Source organism: Microbacterium sp. Y356, from assembly GCF_059445355.1.
Genome location: NZ_JCAIUE010000002.1, coordinates 146,324 through 169,995, shown reverse-complemented (window position 1 = coordinate 169,995; position 23,672 = coordinate 146,324). Strand labels below are relative to the sequence as shown.

26 protein-coding genes and 1 tRNA gene are annotated in these 23,672 nt (G+C 65.2%); 15 read left to right on the top strand and 12 right to left on the bottom strand.

Annotation, left to right across the window (positions count from 1 at the left end):
- Window positions 1-59: 59 nt before the first annotated feature.
- A complete protein-coding gene (locus AC1C2Q_RS14490; protein ID WP_495431936.1) occupies window positions 60-800 on the bottom strand; it encodes a TetR/AcrR family transcriptional regulator in 741 nt (246 codons plus the stop codon).
- 83 nt (window positions 801-883) lie between these two features.
- Window positions 884-1,639 carry an SDR family NAD(P)-dependent oxidoreductase gene (locus AC1C2Q_RS14485; protein WP_495450685.1) on the bottom strand — a complete coding sequence of 252 codons (756 nt, stop codon included), beginning with the start codon at window positions 1,637-1,639 and terminating at the stop codon, window positions 884-886.
- A gap of 151 nt (window positions 1,640-1,790) precedes the next feature.
- On the opposite strand from AC1C2Q_RS14485, the gene AC1C2Q_RS14480 reads away from it, so the two are divergent.
- From AC1C2Q_RS14480 to AC1C2Q_RS14465, 4 genes are read left to right on the top strand one after another with little or no spacing between them, the layout of a single operon-like run.
- Window positions 1,791-3,002 (top strand): MFS transporter, encoded by a 1,212-nt coding sequence (locus AC1C2Q_RS14480; protein ID WP_495431934.1) that lies wholly within the window; start codon window positions 1,791-1,793, stop codon window positions 3,000-3,002.
- Complete coding sequence (locus AC1C2Q_RS14475) at window positions 2,999-3,898, top strand: sugar kinase (RefSeq protein ID WP_495450684.1); 900 nt, start codon at window positions 2,999-3,001, stop codon at window positions 3,896-3,898. Before AC1C2Q_RS14480 ends, AC1C2Q_RS14475 begins: the two co-directional genes overlap by 4 nt.
- 33 nt (window positions 3,899-3,931) lie before the next feature.
- Window positions 3,932-4,690: an alpha/beta fold hydrolase gene (locus AC1C2Q_RS14470; protein WP_495450683.1), complete on the top strand. Its 759-nt coding sequence runs from the start codon at window positions 3,932-3,934 to the stop codon at window positions 4,688-4,690.
- Window positions 4,687-5,841 carry an acyl-CoA dehydrogenase family protein gene (locus tag AC1C2Q_RS14465; protein WP_495450682.1) on the top strand — a complete coding sequence of 385 codons (1,155 nt, stop codon included), beginning with the start codon at window positions 4,687-4,689 and terminating at the stop codon, window positions 5,839-5,841. The genes AC1C2Q_RS14470 and AC1C2Q_RS14465 overlap by 4 nt, the downstream gene beginning before the upstream one ends.
- Before the next feature lie 2 nt (window positions 5,842-5,843).
- On the opposite strand, the gene AC1C2Q_RS14460 is transcribed toward AC1C2Q_RS14465, so the two are convergent.
- The gene (locus tag AC1C2Q_RS14460; protein WP_495431924.1) at window positions 5,844-6,116 is read right to left on the bottom strand and encodes a metal-sensitive transcriptional regulator; all 273 of its coding nucleotides are present in this window, start codon (window positions 6,114-6,116) and stop codon (window positions 5,844-5,846) included.
- A 68-nt stretch (window positions 6,117-6,184) separates the two neighbouring features.
- Here AC1C2Q_RS14460 and AC1C2Q_RS14455 point away from each other — a divergent pair, with 68 nt between their 5' ends.
- Window positions 6,185-7,462, top strand: a complete 1,278-nt coding sequence (locus tag AC1C2Q_RS14455; RefSeq protein WP_495450681.1) for a DUF445 domain-containing protein — start codon at window positions 6,185-6,187, stop codon at window positions 7,460-7,462.
- An 18-nt stretch (window positions 7,463-7,480) separates the two neighbouring features.
- Here the strand turns inward: AC1C2Q_RS14455 and AC1C2Q_RS14450 are convergent, their stop codons facing one another.
- The 4 genes from AC1C2Q_RS14450 to hutH form a co-directional block, all read right to left on the bottom strand.
- Window positions 7,481-8,386: an arginase family protein gene (locus AC1C2Q_RS14450; protein WP_495431922.1), complete on the bottom strand. Its 906-nt coding sequence runs from the start codon at window positions 8,384-8,386 to the stop codon at window positions 7,481-7,483.
- Window positions 8,383-9,501 (bottom strand): imidazolonepropionase, encoded by a 1,119-nt coding sequence (gene hutI, locus AC1C2Q_RS14445; RefSeq protein WP_495450680.1) that lies wholly within the window; start codon window positions 9,499-9,501, stop codon window positions 8,383-8,385. The genes AC1C2Q_RS14450 and hutI overlap by 4 nt, the downstream gene beginning before the upstream one ends.
- A gap of 101 nt (window positions 9,502-9,602) precedes the next feature.
- Window positions 9,603-11,249, bottom strand: a complete 1,647-nt coding sequence (gene hutU / locus AC1C2Q_RS14440; protein WP_495450679.1) for a urocanate hydratase — start codon at window positions 11,247-11,249, stop codon at window positions 9,603-9,605.
- Entirely contained in the window at window positions 11,236-12,816 is a 1,581-nt protein-coding gene (gene hutH, locus AC1C2Q_RS14435) for a histidine ammonia-lyase (protein ID WP_495450678.1), read from the bottom strand. Before hutH ends, hutU begins: the two co-directional genes overlap by 14 nt.
- Before the next feature lie 52 nt (window positions 12,817-12,868).
- Between hutH and AC1C2Q_RS14430 the strand changes: the two genes are divergently transcribed.
- From AC1C2Q_RS14430 to AC1C2Q_RS14410, 5 genes are all read left to right on the top strand, one after another.
- Window positions 12,869-13,645, top strand: coding sequence for an IclR family transcriptional regulator (locus AC1C2Q_RS14430; RefSeq protein WP_495450677.1), 777 nt, complete (start codon window positions 12,869-12,871; stop codon window positions 13,643-13,645).
- A 63-nt stretch (window positions 13,646-13,708) separates the two neighbouring features.
- Window positions 13,709-14,932 carry an OmpA family protein gene (locus AC1C2Q_RS14425; protein ID WP_495450676.1) on the top strand — a complete coding sequence of 408 codons (1,224 nt, stop codon included), beginning with the start codon at window positions 13,709-13,711 and terminating at the stop codon, window positions 14,930-14,932.
- 47 nt (window positions 14,933-14,979) lie between these two features.
- A complete protein-coding gene (locus tag AC1C2Q_RS14420) occupies window positions 14,980-15,534 on the top strand; it encodes a DUF3060 domain-containing protein (protein ID WP_495450675.1) in 555 nt (184 codons plus the stop codon).
- A gap of 4 nt (window positions 15,535-15,538) precedes the next feature.
- Window positions 15,539-16,255 carry a response regulator transcription factor gene (locus AC1C2Q_RS14415; RefSeq protein WP_495450674.1) on the top strand — a complete coding sequence of 239 codons (717 nt, stop codon included), beginning with the start codon at window positions 15,539-15,541 and terminating at the stop codon, window positions 16,253-16,255.
- Window positions 16,252-17,214, top strand: a complete 963-nt coding sequence (locus AC1C2Q_RS14410) for a sensor histidine kinase (RefSeq protein WP_495450673.1) — start codon at window positions 16,252-16,254, stop codon at window positions 17,212-17,214. Before AC1C2Q_RS14415 ends, AC1C2Q_RS14410 begins: the two co-directional genes overlap by 4 nt.
- Before the next feature lie 89 nt (window positions 17,215-17,303).
- On the opposite strand, the gene AC1C2Q_RS14405 is transcribed toward AC1C2Q_RS14410, so the two are convergent.
- A complete protein-coding gene (locus AC1C2Q_RS14405) occupies window positions 17,304-17,438 on the bottom strand; it encodes a hypothetical protein (RefSeq protein WP_495431914.1) in 135 nt (44 codons plus the stop codon).
- A gap of 142 nt (window positions 17,439-17,580) precedes the next feature.
- Between AC1C2Q_RS14405 and AC1C2Q_RS14400 the strand changes: the two genes are divergently transcribed.
- Both AC1C2Q_RS14400 and AC1C2Q_RS14395 read left to right on the top strand, forming a co-directional pair.
- Entirely contained in the window at window positions 17,581-18,501 is a 921-nt protein-coding gene (locus tag AC1C2Q_RS14400; RefSeq protein ID WP_495431913.1) for an AEC family transporter, read from the top strand.
- Between the two features lie 27 nt (window positions 18,502-18,528).
- Window positions 18,529-19,410, top strand: a complete 882-nt coding sequence (locus tag AC1C2Q_RS14395) for a metallophosphoesterase (RefSeq protein ID WP_495450672.1) — start codon at window positions 18,529-18,531, stop codon at window positions 19,408-19,410.
- Window positions 19,411-19,473: 63 nt separating this feature from the next.
- Here the strand turns inward: AC1C2Q_RS14395 and AC1C2Q_RS14390 are convergent.
- The 4 genes from AC1C2Q_RS14390 to galU form a co-directional block, all read right to left on the bottom strand.
- Window positions 19,474-19,546 (bottom strand) — tRNA-Ala (locus AC1C2Q_RS14390).
- Window positions 19,547-19,600: 54 nt separating this feature from the next.
- Window positions 19,601-20,458 carry a hypothetical protein gene (locus AC1C2Q_RS14385; protein ID WP_495450671.1) on the bottom strand — a complete coding sequence of 286 codons (858 nt, stop codon included), beginning with the start codon at window positions 20,456-20,458 and terminating at the stop codon, window positions 19,601-19,603.
- 74 nt (window positions 20,459-20,532) lie between these two features.
- The gene (locus tag AC1C2Q_RS14380; protein WP_495450670.1) at window positions 20,533-21,162 is read right to left on the bottom strand and encodes a GNAT family N-acetyltransferase; all 630 of its coding nucleotides are present in this window, start codon (window positions 21,160-21,162) and stop codon (window positions 20,533-20,535) included.
- 21 nt (window positions 21,163-21,183) lie between these two features.
- Window positions 21,184-22,071 (bottom strand): UTP--glucose-1-phosphate uridylyltransferase GalU, encoded by an 888-nt coding sequence (galU, locus tag AC1C2Q_RS14375; protein WP_495431909.1) that lies wholly within the window; start codon window positions 22,069-22,071, stop codon window positions 21,184-21,186.
- A 64-nt stretch (window positions 22,072-22,135) separates the two neighbouring features.
- Here galU and AC1C2Q_RS14370 point away from each other — a divergent pair, with 64 nt between their 5' ends.
- Genes AC1C2Q_RS14370 through mscL form a run of 3 tightly spaced genes read left to right on the top strand, consistent with a single transcriptional unit; the run spans window position 22,136 to window position 23,452 of the window.
- Window positions 22,136-22,732 (top strand): 5-formyltetrahydrofolate cyclo-ligase, encoded by a 597-nt coding sequence (locus AC1C2Q_RS14370; RefSeq protein WP_495450669.1) that lies wholly within the window; start codon window positions 22,136-22,138, stop codon window positions 22,730-22,732.
- Window positions 22,733-22,748: 16 nt separating this feature from the next.
- Window positions 22,749-23,021: an FmdB family zinc ribbon protein gene (locus AC1C2Q_RS14365; protein WP_495431907.1), complete on the top strand. Its 273-nt coding sequence runs from the start codon at window positions 22,749-22,751 to the stop codon at window positions 23,019-23,021.
- Between the two features lie 23 nt (window positions 23,022-23,044).
- On the top strand, window positions 23,045-23,452 hold the full coding sequence (gene mscL, locus AC1C2Q_RS14360; protein WP_495431906.1) for a large conductance mechanosensitive channel protein MscL: 408 nt from the start codon (window positions 23,045-23,047) through the stop codon (window positions 23,450-23,452).
- The last annotated feature ends 220 nt before the right edge of the window (window positions 23,453-23,672 follow it).

Below are 23,672 nucleotides of genomic sequence, written 5' to 3'. Positions count from 1 at the left end.
CTCAGCCTGTGGAAACTGCGATTCGGCGTGTCGCGGCGTGTCGTCCGAACGGCCGATCATCACCGAACCAGGTAGTGCCCAACTCCGTCGAGGATCCTTGCAAGACCGAAGTCGAAGTTGTCGAAGTTCTCATCTTTGAGAGCTCCCATCGCAAGCGTCGCGTGCAGTTCGGGGAAACGATCACTGGTGACGAGATCGCCGATCAGTTGGACTTCATCAAGAGCGACAGCGCTCACCGACGCATCGATCTCGGTGGCTCGCTCGTCATAGCCGCGCTCGATGAGCGCACGAAACCGCGCGTGCCCTACCACCTGCAGCACGACCGCAACACGTTCCCGACGACTCAGTGATGTCGCCTCAAGTGCCGCGAGTCCGGCTTCCAACCATGCGAGATTGTTCGGAGTTGTCGCGATGCCTGTGATCGTGATGTCCAGCATCCACGGGTGGAGGCGATAGACGGCGGCAGCTGCCGCAGCGTGCGCCTCGAGCCCGGCTCGCCAGCCCTCCGCCTGAGTGATCGAACTCGGCGGCACCCCCATCCCTCGCTCCTGCAGCAGAAGCAGGAGGGTGTCCTTGGATGACACATATCGGTAGAGCGACATCGCTGTGAGGCCGAGCGCGGCGGCGACCGAAGGCATGGTTACCGCTTCGAGACCGTCCGCGTCGGCGATGGAGAGTGCTGCATCCAGCACCTGGTCCAGCGTGAATTCACGCTTGGGGCCTCGTCGTGCGGAAGGCACGGCTCCCCACGCGAGCGCAAGACCACGCGGCCACTCGGGCTTTGCCACATCGTCGACCACTGCCTACCTCCTATCCGCGCGTTCCAGCATAGGTCTCGGGACCGACGCACCAACGCCGACCCCGAAACCTCCGACCAGTCGGGTCAGGCCACGGACCAGCCGCCGTCGGATGCCAGAATGACGCCGTTGATGTTGGTGGCGGCGTCGCTCGCTAGCCAGACGACGGTGCTCGCGATCTGCTCGGCCGTAGCCGGAGGTGACATCGTCGCCTGAAGAACGGGGCCGCCACGGCCCGCGCCGTACTCGGATTTCAACGACATGTCCAGACCCGTCATCACCGCACCGGGCGCGACGGCATTTGTGCGAATGCCCTGTGGCCCGTACATGAAAGCGCAGCTCTTAGTGAGGCCGACCACCGCGTGCTTGGAGGCCGTATATGCGGCGCCGCCCACCGACCCACGGAAGGCAGCTTCGGACGCGATGTTCACGATCGCACCGGATCCGTGTGCGCGCATCAACGGAATGACCGCGCGCGTCATACGCATGACTGCAGTGACGTTGACCTCGAAGACGCGCTGCCACGTCGCGTCATCGACTTCGTCCGCAGGAAGAACGCCGTCCATGATGCCCGCGACGTTCGCGAGTATGTCGGCTCTCCCACCTGCAGCGTCGATGACCTTGTGCACGGTCTCCTCCTGAGTGATGTCGCCCGCGACCACCTGCAGGTCGAAACCGGAGAGGTCTGCGGCAAGCGCGCGCAGTCCGTCTTCAGCAATGTCCGTGGCGACCACCGTCGCCCCGGCCCGCGCGAGGATCTGCGTCGTGGCCCAGCCGATCCCTGATCCAGAGCCGGTAACGATGGCTGTAAGGCCGCCAAAGCGGGAAATGGTGTCGTTCATGATGCCCTCCTGAGGTGCGTAAATTCGTTTCTCGTACTGACGTAAACAGTATATGCATGTACTAGTAGTTGGGAACCTGAGAACGATCGACCCACGACCACAGGTGCCGCGCCGATGCATTTCTCGCGGCCGACCCGGGTAGCGTTGTCTCGTGGCGGGATATCGGGACCTTCTTCGCACCCCTGGCGTGGGGCGCATGATCGCAGCTCAACTGACGGCGCGTTTCCCCAGCGGCATGGCATCGCTGGCGATTCTGCTGCACGTCGAACAGCAGACCGGGTCGTACGGTGCCGCTGGCCTCGTGCTCGCAGCGACCTCGGTCGGACAGGCCGTGTCCGGCCCCGTCACGAGTCGCTGGATGGGCGTGTGGGGCATGCGCCGGGTGCTCACCCTCACTGCGGCCGTCTGCACTCTCGCCGTGCTGGCTCTCGGCCTGCTTCCGCTTAATCTGGCCGGCTACATGGCATTCGGCATGATGGTCGGGTTGTCGACTCCGCCTGTTCAGTCGGCGGTGCGCACGATCTACCCCAAGCTGGTCAACTCTTCGCAGCTGACACCACTGTTCTCTCTGGATGCCTCGCTGCAGGAGATCATCTGGATTCTCGCCCCCGTCGTCATCACACTGGTATCCACCCAGATCGGCACCACCGAGGGGCTGATGCTGGTCGCGATCATCCTGGTGCTGGGTTGCGGCTGGTTCATCCTCTCTCCAGAGGTCGGTCGCGTGCGCATCCCGCGCAGTCGTCGCGCCTTCGGCCGTGTGCTGCTCCGCCCTCCGGTGGCGCTTGCGACCGTGATCGGATTCCTCGTGATCGGCGCCTGTTCGGCCGTCGAGGTCGGTGTCGTCGCCACGTTTGAGCACGGCAGCCTCAAAGCCGGAGTCGTGCTCGCAGTCTTCGCTGCCGGCAGCCTCGTCGGCGGGTTGTCGTTCGGGCACATCCCGATCGGGCCGTGGGCGATGGCGCGGCGCCTGGTGCTCGTGACCGTTGGCCTCGCCCTGACCATGGTGATGCTCAATGCCTATTGGCTGGGCGGGGCACTGTTCATTGCCGGACTCGGCATCGCCCCAGCTCTCGCGGTGCTTTTCGCCATCACCACGGCCAGCGTGAAATTCAGCGAGACAGCCGAAGCCTTCGGCTGGGCAGGCACCGGCCAGCTCATCGGCGCGGCATCCGGCTCCGCCATCGCCGGGTTCCTCGTCGACGGCACCGGTGGACCGCAGGGCGCGTACTTGGCAGCCGTGCTGTTCGCTATCGTCGGTGTCATCGTCTCTGTGGTGTTCGTGCGGGCACTCCCCGACCTACGCCATCGAGACCCCAGCCCCTTCCCTGACACCGAACCCGTGGCGGTCACTCCCTCATGAACTCCTCTTCCACACCTGAGATCGTCTGCATCGGCGAGACGATGGCACTGGTGACGCCCACGGATGCTGCGCTCTCCGAGGCGCGCGAGGCATCGCTGGGACTCGCCGGTGCCGAGTCAAACGTCGCCGCGGGGCTTGCCGCTGCCGGGCGACGGACGGCATGGGCCTCGCGGCTCGGCGACGATCCTCTCGGCGTCCGCATCGCCTCTGAACTGCGCAGGCGCGGAGTGGAGCTGTGGGTAGAGCTCGATCCGGCAGCGCCGACCGGCGTCATGTTCAAGGACCCCGGTGCCGAGGGCTCTGCCGTGCACTACTACCGCCGCGGCTCCGCTGCTTCCCGCATGGATGCCAGATACCTCTCGGTCGAACAGCTCTCCGGCACCCGAATCGTGCACACCACCGGCATCACCCCCGCCCTCTCCGCCACCTGCCGCGAGATGGTCGATCAGCTCTTCTCGGATGCACGCGCCGCGGGCGCCCTGGTCTCGTTCGATGTGAATGACCGCCGTGCGCTCTGGTCGCTAGAGGATGCCGCGGCCACTCTCGCTCGTCTCGCCAACGCCGCCGACATTGCTTTCGTGGGGCGCGACGAGGCCGAACGGATCTGGGGCACGGCGACCGCAGAGGATATCCGCGCCTTCCTGCCGGACTGCGCGCTGCTGGTCGTGAAGGACGGCGACATCGGCGCCACCGCATTCGACGGCGACGCCGATCCGGTTTTCGTGGCTGCCCCGGTAGTGGACGTCGTCGAACCGGTCGGCGCCGGCGACGCATTCGCCGCCGGCTTCCTCGCCGCCACGCTGGACGATCTGCCGTTGGCCGAGCGACTGCAGGCGGGGCATGTCGCGGCCGAACGCGTGCTCACGATCGCCGCGGACATGCCACCCATCGGCTGAGCCCGCCGGCTCTAAGCCTCCTAGGCTGGTCCTATGCCTGCACCTGTTCAGCTGCCTCGCCTTTCCTGGGGCGACGTCGATTCGCCCCGGACCGCTCTGCTCGTGCACGGACTTGGATCCTCTGGAGCCCTGATGTGGCGCCTCGGCGATGCCCTCGCGAACGCCGGATGGCACGCGGTTGCCATCGACCTGCGTGGTCACGGGGATGCCCCACGAACCCTGGATTACACGATCGGCGCGTATGCCAGCGACCTCGCAGCGACCGGCCCCGCACGAGGTGGCCCCTGGGACGCCGTTATCGGGCATTCCCTTGGTGGTGCGTCGAGCACGGTGGCCGCAGCATCCGCTTCCTCCTGGACCGACCGGCTGATCCTGATCGATCCCGCGATCTTCGTCGAGGACCACGATGCGTCAATCATCCGGCGCAGCCAGGAGCGAGCCTTCGGGGACAATCGCATCACGGTCGTGCAGGAGGAGCATCCGCACTGGCATCCGCAGGATCATGAGCTCAAGGTCGATGCCGTTACGCGCGCGAGCCGTTGGGCGGTGGAGCAGACCAGCGCCCAGAACCAGCCATGGGATGTGCGAGCGGATGCCGCGCGGCTGACTATTCCCACACACATCATCGGCGCGGACCCGAAGGTCTACAGCCTGTTCACCGGCAGTGACGCCGAGGGTGTGCTCGCATCGAACGCGAACATCTCGATGTCCATCGTCGCCGGCGCCGGACACTCCCTACACCGGGACAAACCGGATGAGACCATCAGCCAGCTCTTGGAGGCACTGTCATGACGTTCGACCCCGTCGCATATCTGCCAGACGATCTACTTGAACGCATCCGTGACCGAGCGCCGATACACGACCGGGAAAACACGTTCCCCACGCAGGATCTCGACGAGCTTCGGGATGCCGGATATCTGAAGATTCTCGTGCCCGTCGAACGCGGCGGCGCTGGGCTCGGCTTGGAGCAGGCCGCGATTCTGCAGCAGCGACTTGCCATGGCTGCGCCAGCCACCGCGCTCGCGATCAATATGCACCAGGTCTGGACAGGCGTCGCCAAGGTGTTCAGCGACCGCGGCGTCACGGGGATGGAGTTCGTGCAAGATGGCGCTGCGCGCGGCGAGGTCTTCGCGTTCGGCATCAGCGAGGGCGGCAATGACCTCGTACTGTTCGGCAGTGACACCTCTGCCACGCCTCAGGACGACGGCTCCTACTCCTTCACCGGCACGAAGATCTTCACCTCACTTGCCCCGGTGTGGGACAAGCTCGGGCTGCACGGCTTGGACACTTCCGATGCGGATGCTCCGAAGCTCGTGTTCGCGTTCATCGACCGCACCGATGCGGTGACGACCAGCGACGATTGGGACACCCTCGGCATGCGTGCGACGCAAAGCCGCACCACCAAGCTCGACGGTGCGGTCGCCACCGCCGAACATGTCGTGCGCCGCATCGATCCTGGCCCGAGCGCTGACCCGATCATCTTCGGAATCTTCAGTGTGTTCGAGCTGCTGCTCGCCTCGGTCTACACCGGCATCGCTCGCCGGGCGCTTGACCTCGCAGCCGAGACCGTGCAGAAGAGGCGCTCCAAAAAGACCGGGCTGGCGTACAGCCAAGACCCGGACATCCGCTGGCGCATCGCCGATATGAGCCTCGCGTATGACGCGTTGCCCCCACAGATCGCTTCCCTCGCCCGTGATGTCGACGAGCAGGGCGATCACGGCGCACGCTGGTTCACACTGCTGTCCGGCACCAAACACCGGGCTGTGGTGATGGCCAAGCATGTGGTGGATCAGGCGATCCTCACGGCAGGCGGCAGTTCGTACTTCTCGTCCAATGAGCTCTCTCGCCTCTATCGCGACGTGATCGCGGGCATGTTCCACCCGTCCGACCCGGAATCGGCGCATGCCACCGCGGCGAGCGCGGTGCTCGGTCCGCTCGAATAGTCCTACTTCTTATCGAAGTCGAACGCCTTCAGTAGTTCACCGACGGCCTGTTCACGTTCGTCCCCACCCTGCTCGAACATGTGGGTGACGTGCGTGCGCAGGTGGTTCTCCAGCAGCAGGCGGTTGAGGGACTCGAGCGAGCGCTGGATGGCGCGGGACTGCGTGATGATGTCCATGCAGTACTCCTCGTTCTCGATCATCCTCGTAACGCCGCGCAGTTGACCCTCGAGGATGCTGGTGCGATGCAGAGCGCGCTTCTTGATGTCTTCGATCACGATCCGAGAGTACCCCGGCCCGCCGATAGCTGAGCGGTTCGAAGCTCCGCGCATGCGAGGATGACGTCATGCCGCGCACCCCGATGGCCCTTCTATCCCCCGCCGATCAAGAGCGCCTGCGCGCGCTTCGCCGCATGAAAGCGATCGCCGTCGGCGCGCTGATATTCATGGCGGTCGTGTTCGTCATCGCGTTCTGGCTGCAGCAGCGGTATCCGTGGCTCGGATACGTCCGTGCAGCGGCGGAAGGCGGAATGGTCGGTGCTCTCGCTGACTGGTTCGCTGTGACTGCACTGTTCCGCAGACCACTGGGGCTACCGATTCCGCACACCGCCATCATCCCGAACCGCAAAGACGAGATCGGACGCACCCTCGGTGAGTTCGTCGAAACGAACTTCCTCGCCGCCGACGTGGTGCGCGCGAAGCTCGCCAGCACAGCCATCGCCCACCGCGCAGGAGAATGGCTGCGTGAGGAGCCGCACGCTGCGCGCGTCGCGACCGAGGGCGCGACGATCGCAACCGCCATCCTCAACGCGCTCAGCGACGATGACGTCCGCGACCTCATCACCGACCTCGCGCGCGAACATCTGGTCGATCCGGAATGGGGCCCGCCCGCAGGCGCGTGGCTTGAGAAAATCGTCGAAGCGGATGCCCACCACGGCGCCGTCGACCTTGCCGCCGACAGCATTTCAACCTGGCTGGCCACCAACGGCGAGGCCTTCGCCGGCCTCATCTCGCGGCGGTTGCCGTCTTGGGTGCCCAAGCTCGCGCACCGCTTCGTCGACGAGACGGTTTATCACGAGGCCGTCAAGTTCGTTCATGCGGTGCAGGCCGATCCGCAGCATCCGGCTCGCCTCGCGATCGATGGCTATCTCGGACGGCTCGCCGACAATCTGCAGAATGATCCGGCGACCCGCGCGAAGTTGGAGAATGCGAAGGCCTCACTGTTCGACAGCCCCCGCGTGGGCGCGTTGGCAGCGGAAGCATGGAACACTGCGAAGGCTGGCCTACTGAAGGCTCTCGCTGACCCTGAGAGTGGTCTGCGCGCACGCGCGGCGCAAGCCGTACAGGAGGTCGGCGAGCGACTGACGACGGATGCCGCGCTGCAGAAGCGCGTGGACACCTGGGTGTCCGACGCCGCGGTGTTCCTCGTCGATCGGTATCGACACGACATCGCCTCGATCATCACCGACACCGTCGAGCGCTGGGATCCGGCCGAGACAACCGAGAAGATCGAGCTGATGGTCGGCCGTGACCTGCAGTACATCCGCCTGAACGGCACGGTGGTGGGTGCGCTGGCAGGCCTGGCGATCTTCACGATCGCACATGCCGTGATTCCGGGGGTCTGAGCCGCGGCGCCTGCCCGCTCAGCGCGCGGCGAGGCCGGCGAGCATTTCCAGCACACACAGCGCCGCAAGGCGCACGGTGCGGCCGTCGGCCGAGTCTGCGGTGGCGTCCACCTCGGCGATGTCTGCGCTGACGACACGGGCATCTGAGGTGAGTGCGCGCACCAGCGCACGCAGTTCGAAAGCGGCGAGCCCACCGGGCACGCTCGCCGGGCACCCGGGCACCGCCGCACGATCGGCCGCGTCGACATCGACATCGAGGTGGATGCGCGCCTCGGCATCCGCTCCGGCGATCTCATGTGCCTCGCTCACCACGTCAGCGAGACCGCGGCGGCGCAACTCGTCAAGCGTGATGACGCGGATGCCCCAGTCCGCTGCGCGCTGCGCATAGGCGGCGGAGTTCGCGTAGTCGGCGATCCCGATCTGCACGATCCGCGTCGGGTCGATGCGCTCCTCGGCCGGGGCATCCTCCACGAGACGGCGGACGGGTGAACCGTTTGAAACACCATCGCGCAGGTCGAAGTGCGCGTCGATCGTGATGAGTCCGGTGCCGGCAGCGCCGCGCGCAACCGGGTAGGTGAGTGAATTGTCGCCGCCGAGCGCGATGACGAGCTCTGCCGCTGCCGACAACTCGGCGACCCGGGCGATCGTGGCAGTGATGCCGGCGTCGCCGTCAGGTTCGGCGATGTCGCCAGCATCCACGATCCGCAACGCGGCGTTCAGATCTAGGACAGGCGGGCCCATCAGCGTGGCACTGTATCGAGGGAAAGCCTCGCGGATCGCGGCAGGTGTCGCGTGCGCTCCGGTCGGCGAGAGCGAAGTCCGCCATGTCGGAACGCCCAGCAGCACGGCATCCGCTCGGTCTCCAGGTTCGAAAGAAGGCCATCCGCCCGCCCTTGGCCAGAGTTCGTCATGCGAGAGAGTCATGCGATAACCTCCCCGTCTTTCCAGACCCGCCGAACCAGCGGCACACCGGGGCGATACGCCAGGTGCACGTACGTCGGGGCGTTCAGCAGCACGAGGTCGGCTCGGGCACCTGGAGCGATCATGCCGATGTCGTCGCGGCGCAGGGCTCGCGCTCCCCCGGCGGTCGCCGCCCACAACGCCTCGGCTGGCGTCATGCCCATGTCTCGCACGGCGATCGCGATGCAGAACGGCATGGACGACGTGAAACTCGACCCGGGGTTGGTGTCGCACGCAAGCGCGACAGTGACGCCGGCGTCGATGAGGCGACGCGCATCTGGGTAGGGCTGCCGTGTGGAGAACTCGACGCCGGGCAGCAGCGTGAGCACCGTGTCGGATGCCGCGAGTGCCGAGACATCGTCATCGGTCAGGTACGTGCCGTGATCGATGGATGCCGCGCCGAGCTCGACAGCGAGCTGCACTCCCCCGCCCGGCCCGAGTTGGCTGGCGTGCACCCGCGGCACAAGGCCACGCGCGATCCCCGCCTCCAGCACTCGACGGGACTGCTCGACCGTGAAGGCGCCCGTCTCGCAGAAGACGTCGATCCACTTCGCGTGCGCAGCGCAGGCATCCAGCATCTCCCCGACCACCAGGTCGACATACTCGTCGGAGCGGTTGGCGTACTCCGCGGGGACGACATGTGCCCCGAGGAACGTCACCTCCGAGGTGACCTCGGCCGCGAGCCGTACCAGTCGCTCCTCTGTCTCCACATCGAGGCCATAGCCGCTCTTGATCTCGACCGTGGTCGTGCCCTGCGCGAGCAGCTCGTGCACGAAGCCGTGCAGCCGCGTGCGCAGTTCGTCTTCTGTCGCTGCTCGCGTCGCCGCGACGGTGGATCGTATGCCGCCTGCGGCATACTTCTCCCCCGCCATGCGCGCCTCGAACTCCGCGGCGCGGTCGCCCGCGAAGACGAGGTGGCTGTGGCTGTCCACGAATCCGGGGATGACGGCGCGCCCTCCGGCATCCACCGTGTCGGCGATCGCAGGGGCTTCAGCGTCCGGACCCACCCATGCGATGCGGCCATCCTCAATGAGCACGGCCGCATCGTCCAGGATGCCGCCGTCAGTGTTCGTGCTCAACTCTCCAATGTTCCTGATCACCACCCGCGAAACTTCACTTGTGTCATCGTTTGGCGGCGAAAACCGTACATTCGTGAAGTCTCGCGGGGCGGGAGAGGGAGTCATAGCATCGGAACCTTCAGGCCGCGGGTGCGAGCGACTTCGCGGGCGTGCTCGTAACCGGCATCCACGTGGCGCATCACGCCGGTGCCTGGATCGTTGGTGAGGACGCGCTCCAGTTGCTCTGCGGCGAGCGCGGAGCCGTCGGCGACGGTGACCTGCCCGGCGTGGATGCTGCGGCCGATGCCGACGCCCCCGCCGTGGTGCAGCGACACCCAGGATGCGCCGGATGCCGTGTTCAGCAGCGCATTCAGCAGTGGCCAATCAGCGATCGCATCCGAGCCGTCCTTCATCGCCTCCGTCTCGCGGTACGGCGACGCGACGGATCCTGCGTCCAGGTGATCGCGGCCGATGACGATCGGCGCTTTCAACTCACCGGAAGCGACCATCTCGTTGAACTTCAGACCCGCGAGGTGACGCTCTTTGTAACCGAGCCAGCAGATGCGGGCAGGGAGTCCCTCGAAGTGCACCTTCTCGGCGGCCTGCTCGAGCCAGCGGTGAAGGGCCGCGTCTTCGGGGAAGAGTTCGGCGATCGCGCGGTCCGTGCGATAGATGTCCTCCGGGTCGCCCGATAGCGCCACCCAGCGGAACGGGCCGCGTCCCTCCTCGAACTGCGGGCGGATGTACGCCGGCACAAAGCCCGGGAAGTCGAACGCGCGGTCGAATCCGCCCAACTCCGCCTCGCGACGGATCGAGTTGCCGTAATCGAAGACGGTGGCTCCGGCGTCCTGGAACGCCACCATCGCCGCCACGTGGGTGGCCATCGATTCGCGGGCACGGCGGGTGAACTCCTCCGGGTCGCGCTCGGCCTGTGCTTTCCAGTCGTCGACGGAGATGCCGATCGGCAGGTAGGCGAGCGGGTCGTGTGCGCTGGTCTGGTCTGTGACGATATCGATGGGGATGCCACGACGCTGCAACTCCGGGAAGACCTCGGCGGCGTTGCCGACGACACCGACCGAGAGCGCCTCACCGGCATCCTTCGCGGCAACGACCCGCGCGACCGCACTATCCAGATCCGTCGTGTACTCGTCGAGGTAGCCGTGCTGGACGCGGCGAGCGAGGCGGGACTCGTCGACGTCGACGATGAGCACCGCTCCCCCGTTCATCGTGACGGCGAGGGGCTGCGCGCCGCCCATGCCGCCCGCCCCGCCGGTGAGCGTCAACGTGCCGGCGAGCGAGTCGCGATCGAGAGATCGGGCGACCGCGGCGAACGTTTCGTATGTGCCCTGCAAAATGCCCTGCGTGCCGATATAGATCCACGACCCTGCGGTCATCTGGCCGTACATGGTCAGCCCGAGTGCTTCCAGCCGGCGAAACTCCGGCCACGTCGCCCAGTCGCCCACGAGATTCGAGTTCGCGATGAGAACGCGCGGCGCCCACTCGTGTGTGCGGAAGACTCCGACCGGCTTTCCTGACTGCACCAGCAGGGTTTCATCCGGCTCGAGTTCATCGAGCGTGCGGACGATCGCGTCGTACGCTTCCCAACTGCGGGCCGCCTTTCCGGTGCCGCCGTACACGACGAGGTCCTCGGGATGCTCGGCCACCTCCGGATCGAGGTTGTTCATCAGCATGCGCTTGGCGGCCTCCGCGCCCCAGCTCTTCGCCGTGCGCTCAGGGCCGCGGGCGGCATGGATATCAGGACGGGACATTTGCGTTCTCCTTCGCAGTACGGGCAACAGCGCCCGAGCGCACAAGTTCGGTGACCGCTTCTATCTCGGGTGAGAGAAAACGATCGGGACCGGGTCCCTCAACCACAGTGCGGACGAGGTCGCGCACGGCTCCGGTGACGGGTCCTGCCTCGAGCGGCGCGCGCAGGTCGAGGGCGCGGGCTCCGGTGAGAACCTCGATCGCGAGGACGCGCGTGAGCCCATCGATCGCCCGTCGGAGCTTGCGCGCCGCAGACCACCCCATCGAGACATGGTCTTCCTGCATCGCGGATGACGGAATCGAATCGACGGATGCCGGAACGGCAAGGCGCTTCAGTTCAGAGACGATACCCGCTGCGGCATATTGCGCGATCATGAGGCCAGAGTCGACACCGACTTCATGCGCGAGAAATGGCGGCAGGCCACGGTTGCGGGCAGGGTCCAGTGCACGGTCGGTGCGACGTTCGGACACGCTCGCTACATCGGCCACCGAGATTGCCAAGAAGTCGAGTACGGCAGCGACCGGAGCCCCGTGGAAGTTGCCGTTCGATTCGATGCGACCGTCCATGGTGATGACCGGGTTGTCGATCACGCTTGCCAGTTCACACGAGGCGATGGTGGCGGCGTGCGCCATGGTGTCGCGCATGACCCCGTGCACCTGTGGTGAGCAGCGCAGCGAGTACGCATCCTGCACTCGACCGTCTTCCGGGCCCTTGTGGCTGGCGAGAATGGGCGACTCCGCCAGAAAGGCGCGCAGATTCGCTGCCGACTTCGCCTGCCCGACCTGCGGGCGCAGCGCCATCAGATCAGCGGCGAACACGGCATCCGTGCCTAGCTGGCTCTCGATCGACATGGACGCTGCGAGGTCTGCGGTGGTAATAAGGGTTTCAAGATCGTGCAGAGCGAGCAGCAACATCCCGAGCATGCCGTCGGTGCCGTTGATGAGGGCGAGTCCCTCCTTCTCTACGAGGACAAGGGGCTCGATCCCCGCGGCGGCAAGCGCCTCGGATGCAGGCAGGAGAATGCCCTCAACCCGTACCTCGCCCTCTCCCATCGCGGCCAGCGCGATGTGTGAGAGCGGCGCGAGGTCGCCGGAGCAGCCCAGCGAGCCGTACTCCCTGACGACGGGGGTGATACCTGCGTTCAGCATGGCGGCATACGTTTCGGCGACGACGGGGCGTACGCCGGTGCGGCCGGATGCCAGGGTCTGCAGCCGCAAAAGTTGCAGCGCCCGCACGACTTCGGTCTCGACCTCAGCACCTGTGCCCGCCGCGTGTGAGCGGATGAGGCTCGCCTGCAGCTGGTGGCGTCGCTCTGGTGCGATGAATGTTGTCGCGAGCGCGCCGAAACCGGTGGAGACGCCGTAGTGCGGGTCCGGGTCGGCCGCGAGGGCGTCAACGATGCCGCGGGTCTCGGCGATCCGGTCGAGGGCGGCGTCATCGAGCACGATTTGCGCACCGTGCCGAGCGATCGCGACGACGCCGGTCGGGCTCAGGACATCGGCGCCTACGCGCACTGCATCACTGAGACGCGCTGCACCGCCGACGAGGATAGGGGGAAACTCTGCCATGACTCGATTCCACACCTCAGCGGTGGCGGGGAACAGAGGCGCATGACATCCTTTGTCTGTGATCCCAGACAATTCAAGTGGTGCGCAGGTTCCCGCTGCCGATCAGACGCTGCGCATCCTGCGTTATCTGGCCGGGCGCCCTGCCTCCGTCGCGGCTTCAGCGATCGCTCGCGAGCTCGCGCTTCCGCGGTCGACCGTTCACCATCTGCTGAACACACTCGCCTCGCACGGGTTCGTGCTGCACCTGCGCGAGGAACGACGCTGGGTGCTGGGCACTGCAGCATCTGAACTCGCCGGCGGATTCGCCCGCCAGCAGCCGTTGGCCCGCCTCGGCCGCCCTCTGGTTGCGGCCCTCGCCGACCGTCTGGGCGAGAGCACGCATCTGGCGGTGCTCAGCGGCAGCGACGTCGTCTACATCGTCGAAGAGCGCGCTCCGCGGCGTCCGGCGCTGGTCACAGATGTGGGTGTGCGGCTGCCAGCGCATCTGACCGCAACCGGCCGCGCGATGCTGGCGACACTCCCCCGGGAGCAGGTGCGTGCGCTGTATCCGAGCGCCGGGGTGTTCTCCACCCGCACCGATCGTGGCCCGACCACACCCGGAGAGCTCCGTGAGCTGCTGCGCAGCATCCGTGCCGTCGGTTTCGCGTCGGAGGACAGCGAAGTGACCGAGGGTATGCGATCGGTGGGAGCGGCGGTGCAAGACGCCTCAGGATGGCCGCTCGCTGCTGTCGCCGTCACGTGGTCGAGTGACACCGGACCAGCCGAAGCGGATGCCGCGACCGCAGTGGCCCAGACGGCAGCAGAACTACAGCGGAGACTGCGTCACTGACGTGTCGCAGAACTGCGACATCGGCGCGACAAGACAGCGACATTGGTTCGATACTCTCAAGGCATGAACACGACCACACGCCGCGCAGTGGCCGCCCTGGGTGCAGCTCTCACCCTCATCACCGCAGCCGGATGCTCGGCTCAGATTCCGGCCGCATCGACCCCGACGGCACCGGCCGCAGCCACGTCTGAGTCTGCGTCTCCGCCTGCGACGAACACGCCTGAGCCCGCTGCAGCCACCGGCCTCCCCACCGTCGCGGGCTACTCGGAGGGTGAATTCCCTCCGGTACCACTGTTCCAACTGCCCGACCTCTCCCTCTTGGACACGAGTGTCTCCTCTTTCGCGATGGAGGTTCGCGATGACTTCGCGACGATTCCCGGCGTGACGATCTCTGCCGCGCAGTGCGATGCCGGTGGCAGCGTGATTGCGGGCAATGGCAGCGCGTATCTGTACGGCGATGGATCGGGCAACTACGCCGGCTCCGACGGCAGCATCCAGAATTATGGAGACGGGTCTGGATCCTTCACTCTCAACGGAGTCACGGTTGAGAACTACGGCGACGGCTCGGGCAACTACGACAATGGCAGCGTCAGTATCCAGAACTACGGTGACGGATCGGGCAACTACGTCGATGCCTCCATGAGTGTGCAGATCTACGGCGACGGCTCCGGCGACTATGCCGCGGGCGCCGTGGTGATCCACAACTACGGTGACGGATCGGGCAACTACGCAGACGGCACCGTCAGCATCGAGAACTACGGCGACGGATCAGGCCTCTACAGCGACGCTGACATCACGATCAACAACTACGGCGACGGCACCGGCGCGATTGATGGCGTGCCGATCGAGGTCGATCCGATCGGTGTCGTGCCGGTGCTCGGAGTCTTTCCGCCCTTGAGCGCACTGCAGCCGATCGAGTCGTGCGGCACCGTCCTCACCTTCCAGGACGGCGTGCTGTTCGACTTCGATCGCAGCGAGGTGCGCGACGATGCCACCGAAACGCTCCAGACTGTCGCCTCGGTGCTGACCGAGTACGACGTCCCCCAGGCGATCGTCTCCGGTCACACCGACGCGATCGGCGCGGATTCCTACAATCAGACGCTCTCTGAAGACCGCGCGGCATCCGTTGTCGCCGCCCTCGACAATGCCGACGTAACGACCGTTCTCACCGCCGAGGGGCTTGGCGAGGCCCGTCCGGTTGCCGCGAACGAGATCGACGGTCAGGACAACCCGGCAGGTCGCCAGCTCAACAGACGCGTTGAAATCTTCATCCCGGCGACCCTTTGAACCACCCTCGCCCACCAGCAACTCTGACCAGCAACGAGGAACACGTCATGCCATTCACACGCACGCTCCCCGTCACTCTCGCCGCGGTCGTCCTGCTCGCGAGCCTCTCCGGATGCGCCGTCGCACTCACCGACCCGGCAGACGCGAAGGCGCCCGCCGCCACCGAATCCGAAGAGACACCTTCCGAAAAGACCAATTCCGACGAGACACCGGACACGCAGGAATCAACGGAACCAGAAGAGACCGCTGAGGATGCCACCGTCACGACCTCGTGGAGCACGGAAGTCGCCGAAGTCCGCGATAACGCGATCGCTCTGACGACACAGACCGCGCGCTGCGACGGCGAGTTGCTTCTCGCCGACACCACCGGCAACGTCATCATGATCGACGGCCCGTGCGAGCACCTCGTGGTGGAGATGGACATCGGTGTCGTGGTCGCTGGCCCGGTCACGACCCTGGAGATAAGGGGGGCGGGGAACGTCGTCTTCGTCGATTCCGTGGCGACCGTGCAGCTTACTGGGACGATCAACGAGGTGTACTGGCTCGGCGCCACTCCGACCGTGGCAGACTCCGGAGCCGGCAACGTCGCAACGTCAGGATGATGTCATGAGCGCCAACCGACCCCTCCTCCTCCTTGTCGACGACGACGAGGCGATCACCGGTGCGCTGAGCGCGTTCCTGGAACGCAGCGGCTATGACGTCCGCATCGCCAGCGATGGCCGGGCAGGTTTGGATGCTGTGGCCGAGGAGGTTCCTGATCTCGTCGTCAGTGACGTCCTGATGCCGCATATGGACGGACGTGAGTTCGTGCGGCGACTCCGCGAGCGCGACCTGTGGCTGCCGGTGATCCTGCTCACACAGGTCGGCGAATCCTGGGAACGCAGCGCGGCGCTGGACGAGGGCGCCGATGACTATCTGAACAAGCCGTTCGATCCTCAGGAACTGCTCTCGCGCATCCGCGCGGTGTTGCGACGGGCCTCACAGGGCTCGGGCGGGCTGCCGGCTGCGACGAAGTTGCGCGCCGAAGAGCTACTCCTGGATCGGACGTCACGTCGAGTGTGGTTGCAGGACCGCGAGCTCACCCTGACACCCAAAGCACTGACCCTGTTGGAGTACATGATGACGCATCCGCAGGAGGCGCTGCCGAGAGAGCGGCTGCTCGCTGCACTGTGGGGCTTCGACTTCGCCACCTCGAGTCGCGCGGTCGATCACCGCATCGCCGAGCTGCGTCGGGTGCTCAGCGATGATCCTGCCGCACCGAGATACATCGACACCGCCCCGGGTCTCGGCTATCGCTTCATCGCCGCGGTGACCGCAGCATGAGCGCCGTGCGTTGGTCACGCGGGAGCGCCGCAAGTCGCTTCGGCTGGAGACCCGCTCACCGCGTCAGACTGGCAGCGGCGGTCATCACCCCGGTCATACTGGGCGCCGCAGCCGGTGGCATTTTGCTCCTGCTCGGCGAGCGCCGCAGCCTGACGATCGCGATGGCGCTTCCCGGTGTCTTCTTGGCCGCAGGCATCCTGATCAGCCTGATCGTGGGGATCGCCCTACTTGTGCGCTCGGGCCGTCGCCATAGCAGGGCGCGTGTCGCCGCCGCCTACACCGAGGGCGAGAAAGTGGGCCAGCGCACAGAGCGTGAGAGTCATCGCATGTTCCTGGCCCGACTCGACCATGAGCTGAAAAACCCGCTGACCGCGATTCTCGCGACGGCCGCAGGCCGGGAATCCGTCGAATGGCAGACGGTCGATGCGCAGGCCAGAAAGCTCGCCGGTCTCGTCCGAGATCTGCGCAAGCTTGCCGAGTTGGAGACGCGAGAACTGGAGCGAGAACAGGTCGACCTCGAGGTCGTGCTCGAGGAAGCCGTCGATGCGATCCGCCAGCGTGACGCCGCCTCGGCGGCCCGCATCCGTGTGGACGTCACGCGAATTCCGTGGACCGTGCCGCCAGTGCCCGCCGACATCGATCTGTTGTCCCTCGCGATCGACAACGTCCTCGGCAACGCGGTGAAGTACTCTGTCGCGGGCCCAATCGAGGTGCGGCTTCGCGAGGAGAGCGGATGGGCCATCATCGAGATTGCCGATGCGGGTCGTGGCATCCCCGCATCCGATCTTCCCATCGTCTTCGATGAGCTGGCGCGCGCACAGAATGCACGCGATGTCCAGGGATCAGGGCTCGGATTAACGCTCGTCTCGACAGTACTTGCCCGACACGGCGGACACGTCGCACTGCGTTCCGTTGAAGGATCCGGCAGCGTGTTCACGCTGAGCCTGCCGCTGCACTAAACCACACCCGACCCCGCGCCAAAAGGTGGAAGGGGCCGCAGGCTCACGCGCCTGCGACCCCCTCTCAGGAACCGGATCTATTCGTCAGATCAGCCAGCCGCGCCCTTGCGGGACTTGATGAAGCTCTCCGGTTCCTGCTTGGCACGCTTGACTGCTCGCTTCTCCTTCAGCGACAGCTTCGCGGTCTTCTTTCCAGTTCGTTCTGTGGGTGTCTTTCCAGACATCGAGACTCGCTTCCCTCTGATTCAGCTGGCGGGTGTAACCATTGACCATAGCCAGTTCCACAGCGAAGTCAAATTTCCCGGTGAGACGGAAAAACGTTCCTGCAGAACCGGCGAGAGCATCCGGAGCCACTACGCTCAGAACGTGCTCGATACACTCACCGGATTCGCCGTCGTCGGGCTCGCGATCGCCGTCGGATACATCATCGGACGCATCGATCTGCTCGGCCCGCACGCCCGCCATGTACTCGGACGCTTGACGTTCTTCGTGCTGTCACCTTTCCTGCTCTTCACCGTGCTCTCGCAGGCGGATGCATCGATGCTGTTCTCGTCGCTACTGCCGGTGTCGGCCATCGCTGCGGTTGCTGTGATCGGCGGCTACGCGCTGGTGGCCAAGTACGTCTGGAAGCGCAGCATCGGTGAAACCGTGATCGGTGCGCTGTCGGCCGGACAGGTCAACTCGAACAACATCGGCATTCCGCTCTCGCTGTATCTGCTGGGCAGCGCCGCCTACCCGGCGCCGGTGATCCTGTTGCAGTTGCTGGTGTTCACGCCGATCTCGCTGACGATCCTCGATGCCGTCACGAGCGGGCGCACCTCACCCTGGCGCACCTTCGTTCGTACGGCGACGAACCCGATCATCCTCGGCTCAGCCCTCGGAACTCTCGTCTCTGTACTCGATATCGAGCTGCCACCGATTGTGATGGAGCCGGCCGTTCTGCTGGCGAACGCCTGCGTGCCGGTGCTGCTGATCAGCTACGGCATCTCGCTCTACGGCCAGAAGGTGCTCGGCACGTCGGGGCACCGTCGGGATGTGTTGCTTGCGAGCACGCTGAAGCTGCTGGTCATGCCGCTCATCGCCTGGGCGGTCGCACAGTTCGTGTTCGGCCTCTCCGCGCATGAAGTCCTGATCGTCGTCGTTCTCGCGGCTCTACCGACCGCACAGAACGTCTTCAACTACTCACAGCGCTACGACATCGGCGAGTCCATCTCTCGCGATACGGTCTTCATCACGACGATTGGTTGCGTGCCCGTGCTGCTGATCGCGACCGTACTCCTGGGCTGAGCACCGCTGATCTGGAAGAGTGTCACCATGAGCGCTCTTCGCATCCTGCATCTCAGCGACACGCACTTCTCCGGAGACAACGGCCGGCACTACGGCGTCGTCGACACCGCCGAGCACCTGAGCAGAGCGTTGGCGCATGTGGAGCATCTCCCGTTCGACCTCGTCGTCGTATCCGGTGACGTCAGTGATGACGGCTCTGCCGAGTCGTACCGACAGGTCAGGGATGCCGTCGCACCCTGGGCACGTGAGCGCGGAGCACGTGTGGTGTTGGCGATGGGTAACCATGACCGCCGCGAAGCGTTCCGTGCATTGTTGGGCGGCGGACAACCGGATGCCGATGAGCAACAGCTACCCGGCATCGACCTGGACCGCCCTGTGGCCTCTGTCGTCGACCAGGACGGCTGGCGGGTCATCGTGCTCGACAGCTCAGTTCCAGGCTCCGGCCACGGCACCCTCGAGGCCGAGCAGAAGCAGTTCCTGCGGGAGGTTCTCAGGGCTCCGGCTGCGCACGGCACGGTCGTTATCGTGCATCATCCGCCGATCAGGGCGCAGACCGATCTGCTGCAGGCCCTGGCCCTCGACGAGCGTGACGGGCAGGAGTTGATCGACATCGTGCGCGGCACTGATGTGCGCGTCATCCTGGCGGGGCATTACCACCTGCCGATCACCGAGTTCGTCGGTGGCATCCCCGTGACCGTGGCTCCGGGCGTGACCAACGTCTCCCACGCTTTCGCCGACCCCGCCGAGGAATCGGCGATCGACGCTTTCGGTGGCTCAGTCGTCACGATCGATGGTCACAGCGTGCGCATCGTGCCATTCATCGAGCGGCTGACGCCCGATGACGTGGTCTTCCACTTCGATGCGGATGTCGTGGCGCAGATCGTTCAGGATGCCGGTCGGCCGGACTGATCGTCCGAGAAAACGAAGAAGCCCCGCCTGAGCGGGGCTTCTTCTTACTGTCTCAACACAGTGTGGACCTAAGGGGATTCGAACCCCTGACCTCCTCGATGCGAACGAGGCGCGCTACCAACTGCGCCATAGGCCCATGAACCTCAGCTAGATTATCACGCCAGAAAGGTTCGCTGCGCCGCGCAGAAACTCAACCGACAGCACGGCGCTGCAGCAGCTGACGCACGTGCTCTTCGATCTCCGCGTCATCCACGAAACCCATCTTCGCGTAGGGCGATGCGGGAGCCTTGGCTGCGGGCAAAGTGACCGGTGCAGGCAGCGCCATCTCCTCCGCACGCTCACGCAGTCGCGCGACACGCTCGGCGCGACGCAGTTCTTGCTTCGCGTCGATCTCTGCCCTGGCAGTTTGCGCCAGCGAACCGCTGACGGTTACCAGCGGTGCCGGCAGTGGCCGGGGAGTCCATGTCGCACGACCCTGATCGTGCAATGGCGGCGCAACCCGCACAGCAGCACTCTCGACGAACACCTCCGCCGGGCGACGAGCCGCACGAAGCGAGACAGACGCCATCTTCTGCAGCGTGACCACGGCGACGACGGCGAGCGCGCCGCCGATCCAAATCAGCAACTGCACACCACCGGTCATCATCTGCCAGATGCCCAGCCCCGCGGTCGCGAGGCCGGCGAACAGCAGCACCGTCGCCACCATGCGCACGTTGCGGCGTGCGCGCGCCTGCCGCATGACCGGATCGGCGCGGGTCGCGGCGAGCTCGGCTCGAAGTCGCACCAGCTCGGATGCTTCCTTCTCCGATTGCAGACGCTTCACAAGCTTCTGTTGCGCAAGCACGGTGCGCGCATTGAGTTCGAGATGCACCTCATCGGGTGTCTCGCTCGTTTCTGCCAGCACACGCAGCGTCTGGTTCAGACGCACGGCGTTGCGCTCCGCAGCGTTGTACTGATACCTACCTCGCCATGAGGGCAGCAGGTACAGCATCCACAGCAGCACCGAAACAAGGACGATGACGCCCCCACTCAGTACCGGCCCATTCATAGGGATAACGGTATGCGACCGTGGCCGACATCGGCCTCAGTCAGGGCGCGTGTCGCTCGCGCAAGATGAGAATCTTAGATCGAAAGTCGATCCGATGGAGGAATGGCGGCCGCATCCTGCGGAACGTTACCGTTCACCCAGCGCGCCAACACGCCATTCGGAACGTCCTCACGAGTGAGCGCGAAAGCGTAGTGATCGCGCCAGTCGCCGTCGATGTGGATGTAACGTCGGCGCAGCCCCTCGTAGCGGAAGCCGAGCTTCTGCACGACTCGCAGGCTTGCCACATTCTCCGGGCGGATGCAGATCTCCATCCGGTGCAACCCGAACTCGCCGAAGGCCGCGTCCGTGGCGAGCGCCACTGCCGTGGGTGTGATTCCCCGGCCGGCGAATCGCTCGCTCACCCAATAGCCGATGGTCGCTGAGCACAACGAACCGCGGGAGACTCCCCACACGTTCAGCTGACCGGCGACCTCACCGTCGTACTCCAGGACGAACGGGTATCCGCCGCCATCGCGGTACTGCTGCAGCAGGCGCCGAATACCGAGTCGCATGTCGAACGATGCAACACCGTTCGGGATGGTCGCTTCCCAGCGCTGCAACCAGGCACGGTTCTGAAGCAGCTCGTTCTGGAGCACACGTGCGTCACGGGTGCGAACAAGCCTCAGCTCGACCGGTCCATGACGGTGCCCCAGCACGAAATCCATCCGATCCTCAACCCCGAGCGCCTACAGGCTCTCGCCGAATTCCTTCAACCACGGGCGAAGCTCCGGGCCGAGGTCATCACGATCCGCAGCGAGCTGCACGATCGCCTTGATGTAATCGACGCGATCGCCGGTGTCATAGCGACGGCCACGGAAGATGACGCCGACGACGCCGGGGCCATCGGTATCTGCTGCGAGCTCCTGCAGCGCATCCGTGAGCTGAATCTCGCCGCCCTTGCCAGGAGCTGTGTGCTCAAGAACCGGGAACACAGACGCGGGCAGCACGTAGCGACCGATGATGGCGAGGTTGGACGGTGCGTCTTCCCTGGCCGGCTTCTCGACGAGGCCCGTGATGCGGACGACGTCGTCGGCATCCGTGGTCTCGATCGCGGCAGCGCCGTACATGTGAATGTTGGCAGGCTCGACCTCCATGAGAGCGACGACCGCCGCACCCGTGCGCTCGTGCTCCGCGATCATCGTCGTGATGAGTTCGTCACGCTCGTCGATGAGGTCGTCACCGAGCATGACGACGAAAGAGCTGTCGCCGACGTGAGTCTTGGCGCGCAACACCGCGTGCCCCAGCCCCTTCGGCTCACCCTGACGAAGGTAATGAATGTCGGCCAGATCACTGGACTTCATCACCCGCTCCAGGCGCTCGATGTCGCCCTTCTCAGTGAGCTTGACCTCAAGCTCCGGGACGGAGTCAAAGTGGTTGGAGATAGCGTTCTTGTTTCGGCCGATGATCACGAGAATGTCATCGATGCCCGCAGCAACAGCTTCTTCGACCACATACTGAATAGCCGGCTTGTCGACCACCGGAAGCATCTCTTTCGGCATGGCCTTGGTGGCTGGCAGGAAACGCGTACCCAGACCCGCTGCCGGAATTACTGCCTTCATTGACTGTTTTCCCATTGGGCTAGCTTAGCGGGGAGCGGCCTGCGGCCTGACATTGCGGCCTGACACGTAGACTCAAAGGATGTCGACTGACATCGAGCAGGAGAAGCGCGCACTGCGTGCGGAGTTGCGCGAGCGCCGACAGCTGCTCTCCGATGCACAGCGTGAAGCCGCAGCATCCGGTATCGGCGAGCAATTAGATGCACTCCTCGAGAACCACGGCGCACGGTCGATCTCCTGCTTCCTGTCCACGACCACAGAGCCCGGCACGCGCGACTTCGTCACCAGAGCAGTGCAGCGAGGCATCCGTGTGTTGCTGCCAATCACCCGGGCCGACGGCCTGCTGGACTGGGCCGTCGCCAACGACACCGACGATGTAGCCGAGGGGCTCTTCGGCCTTCCGGAGCCGACCGGTGAAGTCCTCGGCCCCATCGCCGTCAATGACGTCGACCTCATGATCATCCCCGCAGCCGCAATCGACGCCACGGGCATGCGCCTCGGCTGGGGTCGTGGCTACTTCGACAAGACCATCGGCTCAATGGAGAAATACCCTCCTGTATACGCCGTGATCTATGATTCCGAGGTACTTGATTCCCTTCCGCGAGAGGTGCACGACCAGCCGGTGACCGGCATCGTGACCCCCACGCGGACTCTCACCCTGTCGCCTGCGCGACACTGAACCAACTGAAACGAACATGCCCACCTACGCCTATGCCTGCACGTCGTGCGATCACCGCTTCGACGCCGTCCAGAGTTTCTCCGAGGATGCCCTCAGCATCTGCCCCGAATGCGGTGGCGCACTGCGCAAGCAGTATGGATCGATCGGCGTGACCTTCAACGGTTCTGGCTTCTATCGCACCGATTCTCGGAGTGGCGGTGGCGGAAAGTCGAATTCATCGGCATCATCGAAGTCAGATTCGTCGACGAGCGCCACTCCGGCGCCCGCGTCGTCTCCAGCCTCGACCTGAGGTTCGATTCAACGGGGGTTCCCATGATCCAGGGATTCAAGGAATTCATCACGAAGGGCAATGTCATCGACCTTGCCGTGGCCGTGGTCATCGGCGGTGCGTTCACGGCGATCGTGACCGCGGTGGTCGACAGCATCATCACTCCACTCGTCTCACTGTTCTACACAGCGGACGCGGCGGGGAACATCGGTCCGACGATCTTCGGAATCTATGGCCAGCCGGTCACGTTCCCGCTGGGCAACCTCATCACGGCGCTCATCAGTTTCCTGGCCGTCGCGCTCGTCGTGTACTTCGTGTTCGTCGTGCCGATGAACAGGTACAAGGAACGCCAGGCCCGACTGAACCCCGCGGTAGAGGAGGAGACCCTGCCGAACGAGCAGGAGCTGCTCATCGAGATTCGCGATCTGCTCCGCAAGAACAGCGTGAGCTGAAACTCAGCATCAGCACAAGCCCTCGTCTCCTTCGGGAGGCGGGGGCTTTCTTGATGCCGCGCTCAGTAGTGCGGGGGGACGTCGCCCAGCATCCGGTCGTCGTTCGGACCGCGCCCTTTGACCGATTCCTTCGCGGGTGGCTGGTTCGTCACCACGTCAGGTGACGTATCGGTGCCGGGCGCCGGCGTCAGGCGTGCGCGACGGCTGCCGGGGACCCGGA